The sequence below is a fragment of the Rhizobium sp. USDA 3886 genome, from assembly GCF_056279785.1.
In genome coordinates this window covers 1,172,233-1,188,406 of the sequence record NZ_JBWCDC010000003.1, presented here as the reverse complement: position 1 = coordinate 1,188,406, position 16,174 = coordinate 1,172,233, and the positions used below count along the sequence as shown (strand labels likewise).

The 16,174-nt window shown below is 58.7% G+C and carries 16 protein-coding genes and 1 pseudogene; 3 read left to right on the top strand and 14 right to left on the bottom strand.

The window, feature by feature from the left end; genetic code table 11:
* Nucleotides 1–15: 15 nt before the first annotated feature.
* From ACZ9BX_RS28595 to ACZ9BX_RS28570, 6 genes and pseudogenes are all read right to left on the bottom strand, one after another.
* Nucleotides 16–1,209 carry a hypothetical protein gene (locus ACZ9BX_RS28595; protein ID WP_476221559.1) on the bottom strand — a complete coding sequence of 398 codons (1,194 nt, stop codon included), beginning with the start codon at nucleotides 1,207–1,209 and terminating at the stop codon, nucleotides 16–18.
* Nucleotides 1,210–1,287: 78 nt separating this feature from the next.
* The gene (locus ACZ9BX_RS28590) at nucleotides 1,288–1,761 is read right to left on the bottom strand and encodes a thermonuclease family protein (RefSeq protein WP_476223072.1); all 474 of its coding nucleotides are present in this window, start codon (nucleotides 1,759–1,761) and stop codon (nucleotides 1,288–1,290) included.
* A gap of 365 nt (nucleotides 1,762–2,126) precedes the next feature.
* Complete coding sequence (locus ACZ9BX_RS28585; RefSeq protein WP_476221557.1) at nucleotides 2,127–2,321, bottom strand: hypothetical protein; 195 nt, start codon at nucleotides 2,319–2,321, stop codon at nucleotides 2,127–2,129.
* Between the two features lie 94 nt (nucleotides 2,322–2,415).
* The gene (locus tag ACZ9BX_RS28580) at nucleotides 2,416–2,622 is read right to left on the bottom strand and encodes a hypothetical protein (RefSeq protein ID WP_476221556.1); all 207 of its coding nucleotides are present in this window, start codon (nucleotides 2,620–2,622) and stop codon (nucleotides 2,416–2,418) included.
* An 18-nt stretch (nucleotides 2,623–2,640) separates the two neighbouring features.
* The gene (locus ACZ9BX_RS28575) at nucleotides 2,641–2,880 is read right to left on the bottom strand and encodes a hypothetical protein (protein WP_132568145.1); all 240 of its coding nucleotides are present in this window, start codon (nucleotides 2,878–2,880) and stop codon (nucleotides 2,641–2,643) included.
* A gap of 93 nt (nucleotides 2,881–2,973) precedes the next feature.
* Nucleotides 2,974–3,452 (bottom strand): annotated as a pseudogene (locus ACZ9BX_RS28570) (3'-5' exonuclease family protein).
* A gap of 521 nt (nucleotides 3,453–3,973) precedes the next feature.
* On the opposite strand from ACZ9BX_RS28570, the gene ACZ9BX_RS28565 reads away from it, so the two are divergent.
* On the top strand, nucleotides 3,974–5,518 hold the full coding sequence (locus ACZ9BX_RS28565; protein WP_476221553.1) for a DHA2 family efflux MFS transporter permease subunit: 1,545 nt from the start codon (nucleotides 3,974–3,976) through the stop codon (nucleotides 5,516–5,518).
* A gap of 52 nt (nucleotides 5,519–5,570) precedes the next feature.
* Here ACZ9BX_RS28565 and ACZ9BX_RS28560 read toward each other — a convergent pair whose 3' ends face one another.
* The 7 genes from ACZ9BX_RS28560 to ACZ9BX_RS28530 form a co-directional block, all read right to left on the bottom strand.
* Nucleotides 5,571–5,879 carry a hypothetical protein gene (locus ACZ9BX_RS28560; RefSeq protein WP_087001771.1) on the bottom strand — a complete coding sequence of 103 codons (309 nt, stop codon included), beginning with the start codon at nucleotides 5,877–5,879 and terminating at the stop codon, nucleotides 5,571–5,573.
* A gap of 477 nt (nucleotides 5,880–6,356) precedes the next feature.
* A complete protein-coding gene (locus ACZ9BX_RS28555) occupies nucleotides 6,357–7,187 on the bottom strand; it encodes an inositol monophosphatase family protein (RefSeq protein WP_476221551.1) in 831 nt (276 codons plus the stop codon).
* On the bottom strand, nucleotides 7,184–8,011 hold the full coding sequence (locus ACZ9BX_RS28550) for a glycerophosphodiester phosphodiesterase family protein (protein ID WP_476221549.1): 828 nt from the start codon (nucleotides 8,009–8,011) through the stop codon (nucleotides 7,184–7,186). The genes ACZ9BX_RS28555 and ACZ9BX_RS28550 overlap by 4 nt, the downstream gene beginning before the upstream one ends.
* 11 nt (nucleotides 8,012–8,022) lie before the next feature.
* Nucleotides 8,023–9,129, bottom strand: a complete 1,107-nt coding sequence (locus tag ACZ9BX_RS28545) for an ABC transporter ATP-binding protein (protein ID WP_476221547.1) — start codon at nucleotides 9,127–9,129, stop codon at nucleotides 8,023–8,025.
* Nucleotides 9,130–9,131: 2 nt separating this feature from the next.
* Complete coding sequence (locus ACZ9BX_RS28540) at nucleotides 9,132–10,049, bottom strand: ABC transporter permease subunit (RefSeq protein WP_476221546.1); 918 nt, start codon at nucleotides 10,047–10,049, stop codon at nucleotides 9,132–9,134.
* A gap of 3 nt (nucleotides 10,050–10,052) precedes the next feature.
* Nucleotides 10,053–10,943 carry a carbohydrate ABC transporter permease gene (locus tag ACZ9BX_RS28535; protein ID WP_476221544.1) on the bottom strand — a complete coding sequence of 297 codons (891 nt, stop codon included), beginning with the start codon at nucleotides 10,941–10,943 and terminating at the stop codon, nucleotides 10,053–10,055.
* A 60-nt stretch (nucleotides 10,944–11,003) separates the two neighbouring features.
* Nucleotides 11,004–12,311: an extracellular solute-binding protein gene (locus tag ACZ9BX_RS28530; RefSeq protein ID WP_476221543.1), complete on the bottom strand. Its 1,308-nt coding sequence runs from the start codon at nucleotides 12,309–12,311 to the stop codon at nucleotides 11,004–11,006.
* A 212-nt stretch (nucleotides 12,312–12,523) separates the two neighbouring features.
* Between ACZ9BX_RS28530 and ACZ9BX_RS28525 the strand changes: the two genes are divergently transcribed.
* Nucleotides 12,524–13,678: an ROK family protein gene (locus ACZ9BX_RS28525; RefSeq protein ID WP_476221542.1), complete on the top strand. Its 1,155-nt coding sequence runs from the start codon at nucleotides 12,524–12,526 to the stop codon at nucleotides 13,676–13,678.
* A gap of 159 nt (nucleotides 13,679–13,837) precedes the next feature.
* Entirely contained in the window at nucleotides 13,838–14,833 is a 996-nt protein-coding gene (locus ACZ9BX_RS28520; RefSeq protein WP_476221541.1) for a substrate-binding domain-containing protein, read from the top strand.
* 54 nt (nucleotides 14,834–14,887) lie between these two features.
* On the opposite strand, the gene ACZ9BX_RS28515 is transcribed toward ACZ9BX_RS28520, so the two are convergent.
* The gene (locus ACZ9BX_RS28515) at nucleotides 14,888–16,153 is read right to left on the bottom strand and encodes an ABC transporter substrate-binding protein (RefSeq protein ID WP_476221540.1); all 1,266 of its coding nucleotides are present in this window, start codon (nucleotides 16,151–16,153) and stop codon (nucleotides 14,888–14,890) included.
* Nucleotides 16,154–16,174: the final 21 nt, after the last annotated feature.

Genomic DNA, 16,174 nt, shown 5'->3' with positions numbered 1-16,174 from the left:
TGCCAGATAGCTGCCTCAACGATTTGCATCCCCCTCTTGCGCCCGGAACAGATAATCTTGCAAAGCTATGATGACGGCAATTGGCGACCAATCCTGAACGTGGAAGCTCAATGGCCATTTCGCTGCATCCAGCCGAAGACCTAGCGGCCACTGACTACAAAGTGCTGAATCCCGTCTCCACCCATAGCAACTGCTTACCGTCCTTCGACCATGTAGCATCCACGGACATACCGTATGGAATTGATCCAAACGCCCGCCGAACGATGCCGTTGTTGGGAATTTCGGGCCATTCTTTCGGATCGAGTAAGAGGCGGAAACGCGCTGCGTACCATCCTGCTCAAGGTAGGGCTGAGCGCTACTGAAGTTGTCCGGGACCCTGAATCCCTGCGCTTCATACCAATCGGTTGCGTAGGACAAATTCGGATAGGAACCCAGCAGTCTGAACATACAGACATTCGCTTCGTCCGTGTTGTCTATCCGATTCCAATCCATTTCCTTGAGGCGATCAAGTGGCAGACCATCCGTTTCCGACGTCTTCAGACAGGAAGCTGGATCAGGAAAATCCATCAGAGCGACCTTCTGTGAAGCAGTCAGTCCTCGTTTGAACCTCACCTGAAAGGGAGGCGTTCCGGGTTCTGGCTCGGAAACAAAGGTAACCCAGAGCAGCTTACCGCCATGATAGGCGTATGCCGCCAGTTGAATGGCAATATACGCCAGGACGGCGTAGGCGGCATAGTTTACAAATTTGAAGCCGCCGTTGCGCTCCCGCCTCCGCCAGCCTTGTAGCCGATCCCCTGCGGATTTTCCGGCGAGAAGCCAGTAGAGATAGCTAGCTGCAGCGGCTGCGAGCAGCACGGCGGCGATCCTTAGAGGGTTCAAAAGAGACAAGCCAGTCGCCATCAGCCCAGCGATGAACCAGATGGCAAGATACCATCGCCAACTCTTCATCGATCTCCATTCTGTCACCGCCAGAACGATCAGCAACGGAACGGTGCCATAGAAAAGATAGCCCGGCGCACGGAATACTGCTCCCCACCAGAGCGCACCAAGTAACATCATTCCACCACGGTATGCGACACCGCCCTCATGGTGGTCCGGGAGAAAAAGGTATGTCGGGATGGCGTTCAGGAATTCGAATAATGCCGCGAAAATGACGATGCATAGGATAGTGACGAACGCGACCCTTAACAGCCGAGTTAAGATTGCCATTATTGATGTCCATGGAGATTGCTGCGTTTCGCAGAAGCGTGAGGCGAAGACCGCTCAGCGGCCGCATCAGAAAATCGATCATGATTGCTGCCCGCACCACGGCCGTGGGGTTCTTGGACAGCGGTCTCCTCGACAAATGAACGGAACGGCGAGGCCTTCGGCAATCAGGATTTGACCCACGTCTCGCCCGTCGACCTTCAAGACACCGCAACTCCGTCCGTAATTGCATGCATCTGTTCCCTCGGTGCCGGCTGGACAAGCACATGCCACCTTCGTGAGCTGAACGTCCGGCGAACTGACCAGCTCCTTCAGACGCTCATTTGCACGATTGCCGAGGTCCCGTTCATGCCTACACTGAGGACTGAAGGTCTCAGGCGTGTTGAAGCCCACAAGGCGCGTCCCTGCCCGCTCTCCCGCGACGTGGACGGTATCGCCGTCGGTCACCGTAAACGATGACCGCACCTGCTCCGCCACATTCGGCGACTTGCCAGCCGTACCAAGAATAGATTGCTTCGGTCCGGTCTCGAACAGTGAGTAGAGAAGACCGACCATCATGATGGCAGCCAAGATCACCGTGTGTCGGACAAACCTTCTGCCCCACCACCTGGCCTGCCGTCCCAGGAACAAGGTTTCCATTGTCGCGAGCGACGCGGGTATGGGGCCGAACGGAATGTCGCTATCGCTTCTCGGTGCTGCGTTCCGTCGCGCCCGAGAATTTGATTGAGTTTCAGCAGTTGTTTGTCGCTCAGGCGCGTCCTACCACCGTATCTCTCCAGCCTGTGAAGCACATCCGAGAGAAAGCTCCGCTGCCACGGACTGAGCGTCGCTTCCGCCAGTGCAGCGCGAATATTGGCTTTGAGATGTTCCGTCTCGAAGAGCACGACGCCGCTTGGCTCAGAAGCTGGATAGCTCTGCATCTAGCAAGACGGCTCCACGCGCCGGGTGGACTTTTTATAGTGAACCCATATCGCGGTGAAGGAGCCAAGCATGGCGAAGCAATACCCGCCGAACATTAGGCCGAGCACCCATTGTTCCTCGCTATTGCGAAGACCAAACCCGATGGCGATCAGAACAACATGAGCAATAAGAAGTCCAACCGCGATGTAGATCACGAACACAACCCCTGTTAGCAAAATCGTTATACGCAAAACAACCGACGCTTCCAAGATGACGCTGCGCTCAGATAGGAAGCTGGTAAATGCGCGGTTACGAAATGAGCCGAGCAGACAGTTCAGATGTTCGAGGAGCCACGCCGAAGAACGTTGCCTTCGTCAATTTGCCATCCGTGGCAGCCATTCCGACCGCCACGCGCGCAACCGCCGCGACATCGAAGCCGGATGCTAAATCAAGCTGGCCGATCCTTGACAAGCTAGCCCAGCGAGCGTCGGAGGAATCGCGGAAGACCATTTCCATCACCCTACTTCCCGTCAATCATCGCGATTTCGCCTTTTCGCTAGTATTCCGCTTGAAAGTCCATTTCACGACGTAATCGCCGTTGCGCTTCATTTTGGTCTTCGTCTGCACCCGAACCGCCCCGCCTAATGCCCGCTCGGCGGCTTCGAAAGCCTGGCGAGCCTCGGCAAGTGCCTTATGATAGGCGCTGTTGTCTCGCTTCGGGCTTTCGGCCACCGCCTTGAAAAGGGCAGTCAATTCCGGGTCGTCTTCGGCCATCAATTGGTCTTGCTCCGTCTCGGCCCACGCGCAGTCGCTGCTGTAGAAATAGCTTGGCAGCAGCAACCAGCTCGGGCAGTTTTCTCTTTGCGGCTAAGTACGGTCGAAAACCTGTGCCTGCAACTTCCCAGTCTTCAAGAGATGCTGTAGGGCGTACGCAACGGAGAGGGCATCGTCGAGCGCGTCATGCCCCTGCAATGGAGGATGCTCGACGCCATAATAGTCGGCAAGCTTGTCGCTGGGTGTCTTTGCTATGTCCTCGACCGGCATCCCCGCCGCAAGCATGAGCTTGACCGCGTTGTCGAACCGGTACGCCGGGATGCATGGCTGAACGCCCGCGATATATCAGCTGATAGCGATCATGTTCAGCTCGTCCTGTCCCCACGACCCGAAACGCTAGCCCTCGGAGAAGCAATCAATCCCGCAAGGGCATCCTTCAGCGGCATCCCTTCAGTCTCTATGATCCCTTCGGTGATGCCCGTCAGCTTGGTGAAGAACGGGTGGATTGCGTAGATGTTACGAAAACTCCTGCCCCAGGAGGGCGGATCGCCGTTTCGCCAGCGTTTCTTGATAGACTTGCGCTCTGAAGATCAAGGCGGAAGCCGACGACAAGGCGCAGCTTTGTCGCTCTCGATGCCTCCAATACACGCACGATAAACCGGCGGCGCACTGATCATCTCCCCGACGTAAGTCGCTTCTCGCGATGTCGGATCTATCTCTCATTCTGCTTGATGGTCTTGGTATTCGAATATTCGAACAAGGCGGCGCAGAATGTCGGACATGCAGGTTCCGCCTCGTAGTCGAAAGTTCCGTGGTGCGCCCTGGCGAGCAGCGGCAGTAGCATTTTGGCCCGGCCCTAGGATGTTGGTCGGCGCTCGACGCCGCCACCATCGTTTTGTCGAGGGACGAAATCGTTTTCGGAAGCCGCTATCGCTCCCTGCGCAACCGGAACTGCGCTCTTTTGATTGGTGAGATCGCAGTCCTTCCGCTATGTTATCCCGAATGCCGGTCTATGCATCGATCGTCTCGATTGCCAATGCGCGCCTCTTGACTGTGCGCATCAAAGCAGATGCTTCCCTGGAAGAATTGCCCTATGCCGCAACGGTTAGAGCCTTCTCATCCCCAAGCGCACCCGGCGGTGGTCTGGCTGGGCTTTATGGCCATGTGCATCGGAATGTTTATGGCGATCCTCGACGTCCAGGTCGTCGCCACGTCGCTTCCGACCATTCAGGCCGCGCTTGATATCGATCCGGATCAGATGAGCTGGATACAGACCGCATACCTCATTGCCGAGGTTGTGGCCATTCCATTGACCGGCTTCCTGACGCGACTTTTGACGATGCGATGGTTATTTGTCGCTTCCATCGGTCTGTTCGTCATTGCGTCTGCAGGCTGCGCCATCAGCGGCAGCTTTGGAGAACTGGTTACCTGGCGGATCATTCAGGGCTTTTCCGGTGGAACGCTGATTCCGTCGGTGTTTTCGGCCGTCTTCTTGCTGTTTGCGATTGAACGGCAAGCCCTCGCGACGACGATCGCCGGCGCACTTGCCGTTTTTGCACCTACAGTCGGACCAATTGTCGGAGGTTTTCTGACGGCGACATATTCTTGGCACTGGTTGTTTCTGATCAACATCATTCCAGGCATTGTTTCTGCATTTCTCGCATGGCGATCCTTGCAGAAGGAAGCGGGCGACGTGTCGGAACTTAGGCGACTTGACGCGCTTTCGCTACTGATGATGGCCACTGCCCTCATCTGCCTGGAACTAAGCTTGAAGGAAGCACCGACTGGCGGTTGGACATCGCCCTATGTTTTGCTCCTGCTTGCTTTGTGCCTGGGATCGGCAAGCGTGTTCATATGGCGGTCGCTGCACCGGAATGGGCCGGTCGTCGATCTTCGCAATTTCGGTGATCGAAACTTTCTAACGGGATCGTTGCTCAGCTTCGTTCTTGGCATGGGCCTGTTCGGTTCGGTCTATCTGATGCCGGTGTTCCTTGCCTTCATCCGCGGACATGACGCGCTGGAGATTGGTACCACCATGTTGGTGACAGGGATCGCCCAGCTCATCACCGCACCAATCGCCGTTGCGCTGGAAAAGCGGACCGACCCCCGTCTCCTTTCGGCCCTCGGATTTGCAGTCTTTGCGGTCGGGCTTGCAATGAGCGCGTTCCAGGACCCGCGCTCCGACTACGATGCCATGTTCTGGCCTCAGGTCATCCGGGGCGTTGCCATCATGTTTTGCCTTCTGCCGCCCACGCGGCTGGCCCTCGGCAGTCTGGCGCCTGAGCGCATTCCCGACGCAAGTGGCCTCTTTAACCTAATGCGCAATCTTGGCGGGGCAATCGGCATCGCGCTGATCGATACGATCATCTTTATGCGCTCCGGACCGCTCGGACAGAAGCTTTGGGATCGGTTGCAGGCGGGCGATGCCGATGCGGCATCCTTTGTCGGCGTGCCGTTGGCGGCCGTCACCGGTGACACCGGCAGCGCCGATGCGGCCACGATGATGATGCTCGACCCGCTGGTCCAAATGGCCGCGGCCGTCCAGGCAATCAACGAGGCATGGATGACTGTCGCTGCCCTCACGGGCTGCGCGATCATTTGCCTGCCGTTCGCAAGGCGTACTCCCATCTTAGAATGATGCCGAAGTGACGGTTTAAGTACCGGGGTCAGCGCTGATACTTCACTTCACCTTAATGCAGCACAGTCGGCTGCCCGCGAAGGATGCTCGCAACCGTGTTGAGTAGCTCAGCGAACTGGTCGAGGACGATTCCGAAGTTCTCGTCGTCCATCCGCGCGATACTGGGGATCGTGTCGTAAGTGTGCGCAATAAGGTGGTCGAAACCCGCGCTATTGGCAAACAGGCCGTTGGAAAGGTCGTTATTTCGAACCGCGTGGATTTCGTCCACAATCCGGCGAACAAGAAGCTCGCGATCCTTGATTGAAAGGGTCAATAGTACTTTCCGCGCCTCGCGAATTTCGGTGATGACACCGTGGGACATGAGCCCTCCCCATCTGCGCTTGGCCGCAGCCGACCTTACTTCCAGTCCGCACCGTAGCAGGTCTTTCGCAACTTGACGTCGGACCTTGGTCTGATCCCCACCGAGGTGGGTGTAGCCTCGAGGCTGCAGAATGAAAGGAGGTGGCGACCATGATGAACCACATGATGGACAGCGGAATGATGTGGGGCATGGGGCTTGCGGGCATTCTCGGGCTCGTTGTGGTCGCGCTCGTGATCGCGGCGCTCGTCAAATACCTCTTCCGTTGAAGCATGCGTGCAAGCCGGATCAGCTTCGGAGGCGCCGGCGCGAAGGCAATAAAATCAATTGTTTTGCGTTGATAAAAGGCTTGCCGCGACGCGTTCAGCATCGCCGACGTCGTGGGCGCCGTTCCTCGCTAGAGCACCACCTTGCCATTTTCATGCAGGAGCCGAAGATACCTCCTCGCCATGACGGAAGTTCCGCGGCTTGGCGGAAGGTTCATCCCTTCGTCAGCGCCTCTCGAATTGCCTCCCAGCTATGCAGGTCCGGCGCCAGCAACAGCCTCCCCTGCGTCATTGCCGGCCGATAGGGGGCACTGCCTAGCAAAGCTGCATAACCGCCCGCTTCGCGGTGGATCAGCACGCCGGCCGCATGGTCCCAGGGTTTCAGGTCCGCATTCAAGGAAAAGCTCATCGCGCCGGTGGAGATCATCCGGTATTCATAAGCCGAGCAGCGCCATGTGGTCGTGCGGCAAAAGCGCAGCTGGCGCGAAGCGAAAGCCGCCTGCTCCTCAGGCATAAACATGTGCAGCGGCACGAATCCATGCATCTCGCTGATAGGTCCGGATGCGGCGACAGCCAGACGGGTCGGCGCCCCGTCGCGAGCGATATGCCAAGCCCCCTTTCCAGGCCGGGCGACAAGAAAATCGCCGGTCAGCGGGTAGTGGATCAGCCCGGCCACCGTTTCACCGCCGGATACGATGGCGACGATCATGCCGAACAACGGGACGCCATGGGCGAAATTCCAGGTCCCGTCGACAGGGTCGATGATCACGGCGAGATCGGTATCCGCCAGGCGCGCAAGCAACGCCGGATCGGCCGAAACCGCCTCTTCGCCGAGCAGCAGTGCATCCGGAAAGTGCGCCGAAAACGCCTCGGACAATCGGCGTTCCGCACCGATATCGGCATCGGTTACCAGATCGTCCGGCGTAGTTTTCGTGCGGATGCCATCTGCAGTCACGCCGAGAAACCGGGGCAGGATCTCCGCCTCGCCTGCCCGGCGCATATCCTCCATCAGGACGCAGATCAGGGCATCGGAGATCATGGTCATGCGCTGCGAACTTTCAGGTAAGATTTCAGGGCGGCGGGCTGGTCGGTCTGGATAACGCTGATGCCGGCATCGATCAACCGGCCCCAGATAGAATCCGGATCGGCAAGCGCAGCGCTATCGGTCCACTCGCCGCTGCCTGGCTGGTCGAGCGTGTTGACCCAAAGCGCCATGCCTGCTTTGGCAAAGGCTTCGCGATTGCGTGCGATCGTCTCCAGACTGTCGAAGCGGATCTCGCACATGAAGGGCGAAAGTTCGGCAAGCACAGCAAGCGTATCTGTCGTTCCTTCCGCGGTAAACCGCGCCATGCCCATGAACGGCACACCGTCAATATTCTGGGCACGCACCCATGCGACATCGGCGCTGGTATGGACCTTGGTCTTCAGATCGATATCGTTACTGGCGGCCACTGTGCGCGCGCAGGCCGCAACCTCAGCGAAGAGGCCCCTATCCTTGAGGTCGAGGTCGGCGAAGATGCGGCCGCGGATGACCTCCAGAGCCTGCCTCAGCGTGGGAATACGCTGATCGGTGGGCGCACGGGTTTCGCCGCCGTCTCCATCACGCAAAGCAATCGACTGGAGTTCAGCCATCGTGAGACTCTCGGCCACCCGATCGATGCCGGCCATGCGCTCGAGGGTATCGTCATGCATCAGGAAAAGCTCCCCGTCGGCGCTTTTGCGGACATCGAGTTCCACTATGTCGCAGCCGAGCGCGATGGCCTTTTCAATGGCGGCCAGGCTGTTTTCCGGCGCACCATGCCAAGCACCGCGATGGGCAACGACGGCGCAGGAACGTGCTGGATCGGCGATAAAATCTTTGTAAGTCATGAGGTATTCTTTCATTGAGCGCCGAGGGCATCGGCCACGACCCGGCCTGTCTCCGCATCAAAGAGATGCAGCCGGGAAGGAGGGAAATTCAGGGAGAGCTCAGGCTGATCGGCAGTGTCGACGCCGAAGGGCGTCGCAATGCGGATCACCGATCCGGCCAGATCGGCCGCCAGTACAGAATGGGAGCCGAGGTCTTCGCGAAAACGCAGCATTGCCTTGAGGATCCGTCCGGCGCCGTTGCCGTTGGTGACGATGTCTTCAGGACGAATGCCAAGCTGAAAACTGCCGGTCAAAGGGGTGTCGGCCACGACTTGCCCGTCGGCCAGGCACAATGCGGAACCGTCGGCGGTGACCGGCAGGATGTTCATTGGCGGAGCGCCGATGAATCTTGCGACAAAGACCGAGGCCGGATGATGGTAGATAGCCTTCGGCGTATCGAATTGTTCGATGCGGCCCCTGTTGAGGATCAGGATGCGGTCGGCGAGCGTCATCGCTTCCATCTGGTCGTGCGTGACGAAAACGGTGGTAGCCCCAATACGCCGATGCAGCTCGGCAAGTTCGACGCGCATATCGTGTCTGAGCTGCGCATCGAGGTTTGAAAGCGGTTCATCGAAGAGCAGTACGCCGGGCTCGCGTACGATGGCACGGCCGATTGCGACGCGCTGGCGCTGGCCACCGGATAGTTGCCCCGGCTTCCGACTGAGACAGTCGGAAAGGCCGAGCATCTTCGCGACCGCCGCCACCCGCTCGGCACGCTCCACCTTCGCCAGGCCTGCGACTTTCAGGCTATAGGCCATGTTCTCGAACACCGTCATATGCGGATAGAGCGCATAGTTCTGAAAAACCATGGCGCAGCCGCGCTGCTTCGGCTCGAGGTCCTGCACTTCCCGGCCGCCGATGACGATCTTCCCGCCGCTTACCCGTTCAAGCCCGGCGATCATCTGCAGAAGCGTGGATTTGCCGCAGCCGGAAGGGCCGAGCACGACGGTGAATTCACCTGCCTTGAGTTCCACATCCATCGGCGGAATAACGATGGTCTGCGCGTCATAAGCTTTGTTGACGCCTGCGAGCTTGATATCGGCAGCTGCGGCGCGGATGGCCGTATCGATGGCGTTCATCGCTATTTCTCCGAAAGGACGAGGCCCTGAACGAGATAGCGTTGCAACAGCGCGATCATCACCAGGGGAATGATGGAAACGATCACGGCACCGGCCATGACCATCGGAAAGTCGGGCACGGTGCCTTCGGCGTCCGGGACCAGCCGGGCGAGCCCCACCACTGCAGTCTGCATATCAGGTGTCGATGCACCGACGAGCGGCCACAGATATTGCGTCCAGCCGCTGAGGAAGGTCAGCACGAAAAGTGCGGCAAAGCTGGTGCGTGAGAGAGGCAGGATGATATCGAAAAGAAAACGGATCGGGCCTGCGCCGTCCATGCGTGCAGCCTTGAACAGATCCGCAGGCAGCGTGCGGAAGAACTGCCGGAAGAGGAAGGTTCCTGTGCCATGCGCAACGAGTGGCGCAATCAAACCAAAATGTGTGTTGAGCACGCTCCATTCGAGATGAAGGGGAGCTCCGGCGATTTGTGCGATCAGATCGTTGAGACGGGTGACATCAAGCAGTGCGTTGAGCGGAGAAAAGACGTTCGATGCCACCTGATAGGTGGTGATGACACGGATTTCCAGCGGCAGCATGATCGTGGCAAGGATCAGCGCGAAGGCAACACCCGCCCATCGGACGCGAAAATAAACGATCGCGTAGGCAGAGAGAACCGACAGGATGCAGGTCGCCGCAGCATTGCCGAGCGCCACCAGAAAGCTGTTGAGCATCTGGACAGGAATTCGGGTCTCAGTGAAGACGCGCGCAATATTGGCCACAAGCTGATCGCCCGGATACCAGGCAAGTCCGTTACGCAGCATGAATTCGTAGGACTGCGAGGCTGTGGCAAGCGTCAGATAGAGCGGCCCCAAGATATAGGCCATGCCGATCAACAGGATAAGGCCCGTAGCGAAATTGAGGGAACGCGCGTTTTCGACCATGGTTCACCGCTCATAGTTGATGCGCCGGCCGAGGAATAGGAACTGGGCGGCAGTGAGGATAATGACGAAGACCATCAGGATCGCAGTCTGTGTCGAGGCGCCGGAAAGATCGTATCCGCTGAAGCCGTCGACATAGATCTTGTAGACGAGCAGTGTCGTCGCTCCGCCCGGACCGCCATCGGTGATTGTATCGATGAGTGCGAAGGCCGAAGTCACGCTTTCGGTGAATTCCAGAACCAGCGTCAGGAAAAGCTGCGGCATGATGAGAGGCAATTGCACATCGAAGATGCGCCGCCAGGGCCCTGCCCCGTCCATCGCTGCGGCCTGGTGCATGGTGCGCGGGATCGATTGCAATCCCGCCAGGATGATGACGAAATTGAACGGGATGCCGCCCCAGACATGCGCGGCGACAAGCGTAATGAAGGCATCCGTACCATCGATGCCCGGCGCCCAGATGCCGGGAAAGGCATTGTTGAGCGGCGCGAGCACGCCGACGAACGGATTGAATATGAAGGCGAAAACCACGCCGATCGAAGCTCCGGCAACGCCCTTCGGCCAGACCAGCACGTTGCGGGCCGGAAGTGACATGTGGATTTTCCGGTCGGCGGCAACCGCCAGGATCAACGGAACCGCGACGGCCAATGACGAGGCGGTCACCATGAAAACGATGGTACGCCAACCTGCTTCCCAGAATTCCGTATCGGAAAGCACCCGGGCAAAATTCTCCCAGCCAACGAATATCGAGCCGCCGCCAAAAGGCTGTTCCAAGAAAAAGGACCAGTAGAAGGCCTGGAAGACCGGCGCGTAGAAGAATACGGCGATCAGCAGCATGAAAGGCGCCACCAGGAGCACCGGCAGCCAGCGATTGCTGAAAAGATTGGAATCCGAGGACATGGGGAAAGCCTGCAATGATGAGGATAGGCACGGCCGACTGCCGTGGCGGCGATGGCCGGATCAGGGCAGTTTTACGCCCTTGTAAGTCTTCTCAAAGCGGCGCAGCAGTTCATCGCCGCGAGCCTTGGCACGATCAAGTGCGGCCTGCATGGTCTGCTCGCCGGCAAAGGCCTTTTGTGTTTCTTCCATGAAGACCTCGCGGAACTGCACATAAAAGCCAAGGCGGATGCCGCGACTGTCCTCAGTGCGCGGTTGGTTCATCGATTTAATGCCGATCGCGGCGGTCGCATATTTGGGGGAGTTGGCCTCGCCGCTCTTGGCGATGGCATCAAGCACGTCGTTGGTGACAGGCACGTATCCGGTTGCCGCGGTGAGGGCCATCTGCTGCTCGGGCTGGCGAAGGAAGTCGAGGAAGGCCTTGGCGCCATCGACCTCCGATTGGTCACGACCCTTCATGACATAGATCGAAGCGCCGCCGACCAGCGTGTTGTGGCGCTCGTAGCCCTGATACATCGGCGCCATGCCGACAGTGATTTCGTATTTGCCTTCGAAGGCCTTGGCGGAGGCGGCATAGGAGCCGGAGGAGCCTTCCATCATGGCGCATTCGCCGGCGTTGAAGGCTGCCGTATAGTTACCGGCCTTGGTATCGGCGTTGAGCTTGACCAGGCCTTCCTTGCGCCATTCAACCAGATTGGTGAGGTGCCTGGCAACGAAGGTTGTGTTGAGGACATATTCTGCGTCGAGGCCGTCGTAGCCGTTATGCTTCGAAGCGATCGGCAGACCATGGCGGGCGGAGAACTGCTCCAGTACGCGCCAGGTGTCGCCGTCGGTGACGAAAGGGCAAGCATGTCCTGCGGCCTTCAGCTTGCGCGCGGCGTCGATGACCTCTTCCCAGGTGGTCGGGATCTTGGCAATGCCGGCTTTCTCGAGCTCCGTCTTGTTGGTGTAGAAGAGTAACGTCGAGGCATTGTAGGGCTGCGAGAAGAGCTTGCCTCCGGAGGTTTCGTAATAGGCGCGGGCGCCAGCGATATAGCTGTCCCACTTGACGTCTGGAAGAATGTCTTGGACCGGAACGACGGCATCCGACAGCATCAGGTCGAGCGTTCCGGCATCGAAGAACTGGATCAGCACCGGATGGTTATGTGACCGGTAGGCGGCGATCGCTTTCTGCATCGAGACTTCGTAACTACCCTGGCCGACACAGGTGACATGATGCTTGCTCTGAGCGGCATTGAACGCGTCGCACTCGGCCTTGATGGCAGTTTCGACATTGCCCGTGTTGCCGTACCAGAATTCTATGTCGGCTGCCTGCACTGCATGCGCAACCGCCATCAAGGCGGTCGCAGCCGCCAGAGTGGAAATCTTCATAGTCGCCCTCACCTACCTTGGAAAATTCGGCCGAATTCGACCTGGAACCGTGAACACGCCGATTTCTACACTTAAAGTGTAACAATTGAATGACGGTTTGCCAGCTTGCCGTAGCCAAAATTTCCCGGTATTCAGGACAGAAAGCTCAATGCAACGTTGCAAGTGACGATAATTATTACACTTCCACAGTAATTGCCGAACCGGTGTATGAGATGCCCTATTTCCCCGAAGCGCTGATTGCCCCCAAATTTCTAAGGGCTACGACGGAAGGTGTCGTCTCACCCAACGAGCGCAATCTTTTGCGGCTTATCTGGCGCCATCCCGGGCTGTCGCGCTCGGAAGTAACGGCTCATACCGACCTCACCCAGCAATCGGTATACCGCATCATCGACCAGCTGGCGGAACGCGGCATCGTCGGCTTCGGATCTCCGAAACCCGGCGTCGGCCGTGGTCAGCCGAGCCCCACGCTGAGGCTCGAAGGCCGCTATGCCTATTCATGCGGGATATCCCTCAATACCGACGTCATCGGCCTTTGCCTGATGGATTTGGCAGGCAACATCCTGGCCGAGAGCAGCGTGACGTTGCGCGAGCAAACGATGGCGCAGTCGCTCGACCTGATCCGTGAGCGGCTTGCCGAGCAGCAGAAACTCAAGGGGCTGTTGCCGGATGGTTTCTTCGGCATCGGTTTTGCCATTGCCGGCTACGACGTAGGCGGAACCCGCTATAATGCCCCGCTGCCGCTGCACGAATGGTCGCTGATCGAACTTGGGCCGTTGCTTGCCGAATTCTTCGGTAAGCCGGTTTGGGTACACAATGGCGCCAATACCGGTGCCGTCGCCGAATCCATGTTCGGCGTCGGTCGCTACATCAAGCACTTCGCCTATCTGAGCTTCAACTACGGCTTCGGAGGCGGATTGATCAGCGACGGAGAACTGCTGCTGGGTGGAAACGGCAACGCTGGGGAGTTTTCTGGTATATACGATACCGAAGAAAGCCAGCGCCGGCCGGCTCTGCAGTTGCTGATCGAGAGACTCAACCGCAACGGCATCGATGTTCCTTCCATCACTTACATGCGCAAGAATTTCAATCCGCGATGGCCGGGCGTCGTCGAATGGGTGGATGAGATTACGCCAGCCTACAACCGTCTTGTCAACGCAATATGGGCGATCTTCGACCCACAGGCGATCGTCTTCGGCGGACAAGTCCCGTCCGGCTTGGCCCAGATGATGATCGATCGGACCGAGATGTTTGGCCGCCCGCGCTATGGTGTGGATCGTCCACGTCCGAAGCTCATCATCTCCAAGATCAGCAGCGACGCCTCGGCGATGGGAGCCGCGATTGCGCCCTTCCGGTCGACCTTTTACTAGCTGACAGCGATCTGGCGGACGACTGACCGAGGAGGCCAGGTACGGCACACCGTCGTCTGTCTCGATGAAGCTCAAGCTCCTCTTCGGCGCGCTTTCAGATCAGTGTCATTAAACTTGCCTATGGAATTATCCGATGAAATCATTTTGATGAGGTAGGTTATGGCCACGCTGCAACAGGTTGCTTTTCGGGCAGGGTGTTCGCTTGCAACTGCCAGCCGGGTCCTGAGCCGCAACGGGCCGGTCAGCGATGGAATGGTGCGCAAGGTGCGCCGCGCAGCAGCAGAGCTCGGCTATCGGCCGGCGGGACTTGCCGCGGGGAAGCTCGGGCGCAGACCGGTTGTCGGCGTACTTATACCGAGCATTACCAACCCGGTTTTTGCATCATCGCTTTCCGGCATTCAAAATCGCATGTTGGTCGCCGGACACGGTGTTCTGATTGCCCAATCGAATTATGATCCGGCGCGCGAGACCGATGCCGTTGCATCTCTTCTGAATGACCGTCCAACTGGCCTGATCCTCACTGTCTGCGATCCATTGACGAGTGCAGCACTTCTGCCGTCCCTGCCGCCGACGGTTCTCCTCAATAACATGCCGACGCAACGATTTCCCGCCGCCGTCACGGCCGACAACCGCAGCGCCGGCTGTGAGCTCACCGCCTTCCTGATCGCCATGGGGCACCGGCGCATTCTCTTTGTTTCCGGAGATTTCACCGCTTCCGACAGGGCAAGATCTCGCTATGACGGTCACGTTGACGCCATGAACGAAAGCGGGCTGGCGCCGCTACGTGCAGTGCAGATCCCGTTCGTCAGCGGCTATGAGCAGCTTGACCTCAGCCAGGCGATGGCCACGTTTTCGCCGACAGCGATCATCGCCTCCAATGATCTTCTTGCCTTCGGCGTCATCAGCGCGCTTCGGCGCGAGGGCTTCTCGGTACCCCGCGACATTTCCGTCGCCGGTTTCGACGGCATCGCCATCGGGCGGCTGATGGACCCGCCGCTGACGACGATCGAAATGCCGGATGCAAGCATGGGGGCGACGGCCGCCTCGCTGCTCCTCGACATGGCCGAGAACGCCGCCCCTGCCCGCCATCTCGATGTTGCCTACACGTTGCGTAAGGGCGGAACGGTGCGCGATCTAACAAAAGATCCGTCATAGAAAAAGCCGCCGCATTTCGCGATGCGGCGGCTTCGAAGCGTCAAAGGCGGACGCTTAGCTGCGCGGGAGCATGCCTTGAACCTCGTCGGCTGCGTCGTTGATCGCGTCCTTCGGCTCGGCAGAGCCGTCGACGATGCGCGAAAGGTTGTCTACGATCGTCTGTGTGACCTTCACGCCGTTGGTGCCCGGGAAGGCATACCAGGGCACCATCACCGGCATCTGGCTCAAGCCCGCCTGGAAGAGCGGGTTCTGCTTGTAGAAGTCGCCGAGATATTCGGCCGACTTGGCCGCAAGTTCGTTGTTGGGAACATAACCCGTGCCTGGAACGACGACAGAAGCCCCATAGGGGCCGGCGGCGAACTTGGCGAACGTCCAGGCGGCGTCCTGCTTTGCTTCATCTTGCGTTAGGATGACGACGGCGTTGCCGCCCGTCGGTAGGCGCCCGTTGACCGGATCGATCAGCGGGATCTTGGCCGTGCGCAGATCGAACTTGCTACCGACATTCTTGATCGTGTTGCGCAACGCGCCGGTCGTCTGGAATTCAAAACCGACCTTGCCGGCGGCAAAGGCCTGTTCACCGGCAGCCTTGGTGAAGACCGGCATGCCGCCTTCCGTGACCATACGGTGCAGCGTCTCGACGGCTTTCTGGCCTTCTGGACCGTTGAAGGCCACCTTGCTCTCGTCTTCGTTCAGCATCTTGCCGCCGGCGCCGAAAAGCAGAGCCGAGAACATCCAGTCGTCGCCCTGCCAGCGGAAATCGATGCCGTCAACGCCGTTGCCAAGCGCCTCGATCTTGCCACCGAGCGCAATGACTTCGTCCCAGGTCTTCGGCGGATTATCAGGATCGCCGCCAGCTGCCTTCACGAGATCGGCGTTGTAGTACATGATCGGGTTGGAGGTCGCGAAAGCGAGACCGACTTGCTTGCCGTTGACTTGCGCGAGCTTCAGGATCGTGTCGGAGAAGCCCTGCTCAGTCATGTTCCCATCCTTCTGGACGAGCTGGCTCAGGTCGACGCCGACCTTGCGCTCATTCAGCATGCGCAGGCGATTGAGGCCGACGAATGTGACATCTGGCATTTCGCTGGTGCCAGCCTGGCGCAGGATCGTCTGGATGCCTTCTTCATAGGTTGCCGACGGGCTTGCGAACTGGATCTTGATATCCGGATTTTCTTCCATGAACTTCTTCGAGATCGCGTCCATCACGTCCTTGAAGAAGCCGGGCATCGGGTAGTGAACCGTCAGCGTCGTTTCGGCATAGGCCGGAAACGAGATTGCCATGGATATAGCCGCTGCGGCGAGAAGCTGGGTGATAGGTTTCATCGCTCGTTCTCCTGGATTGCA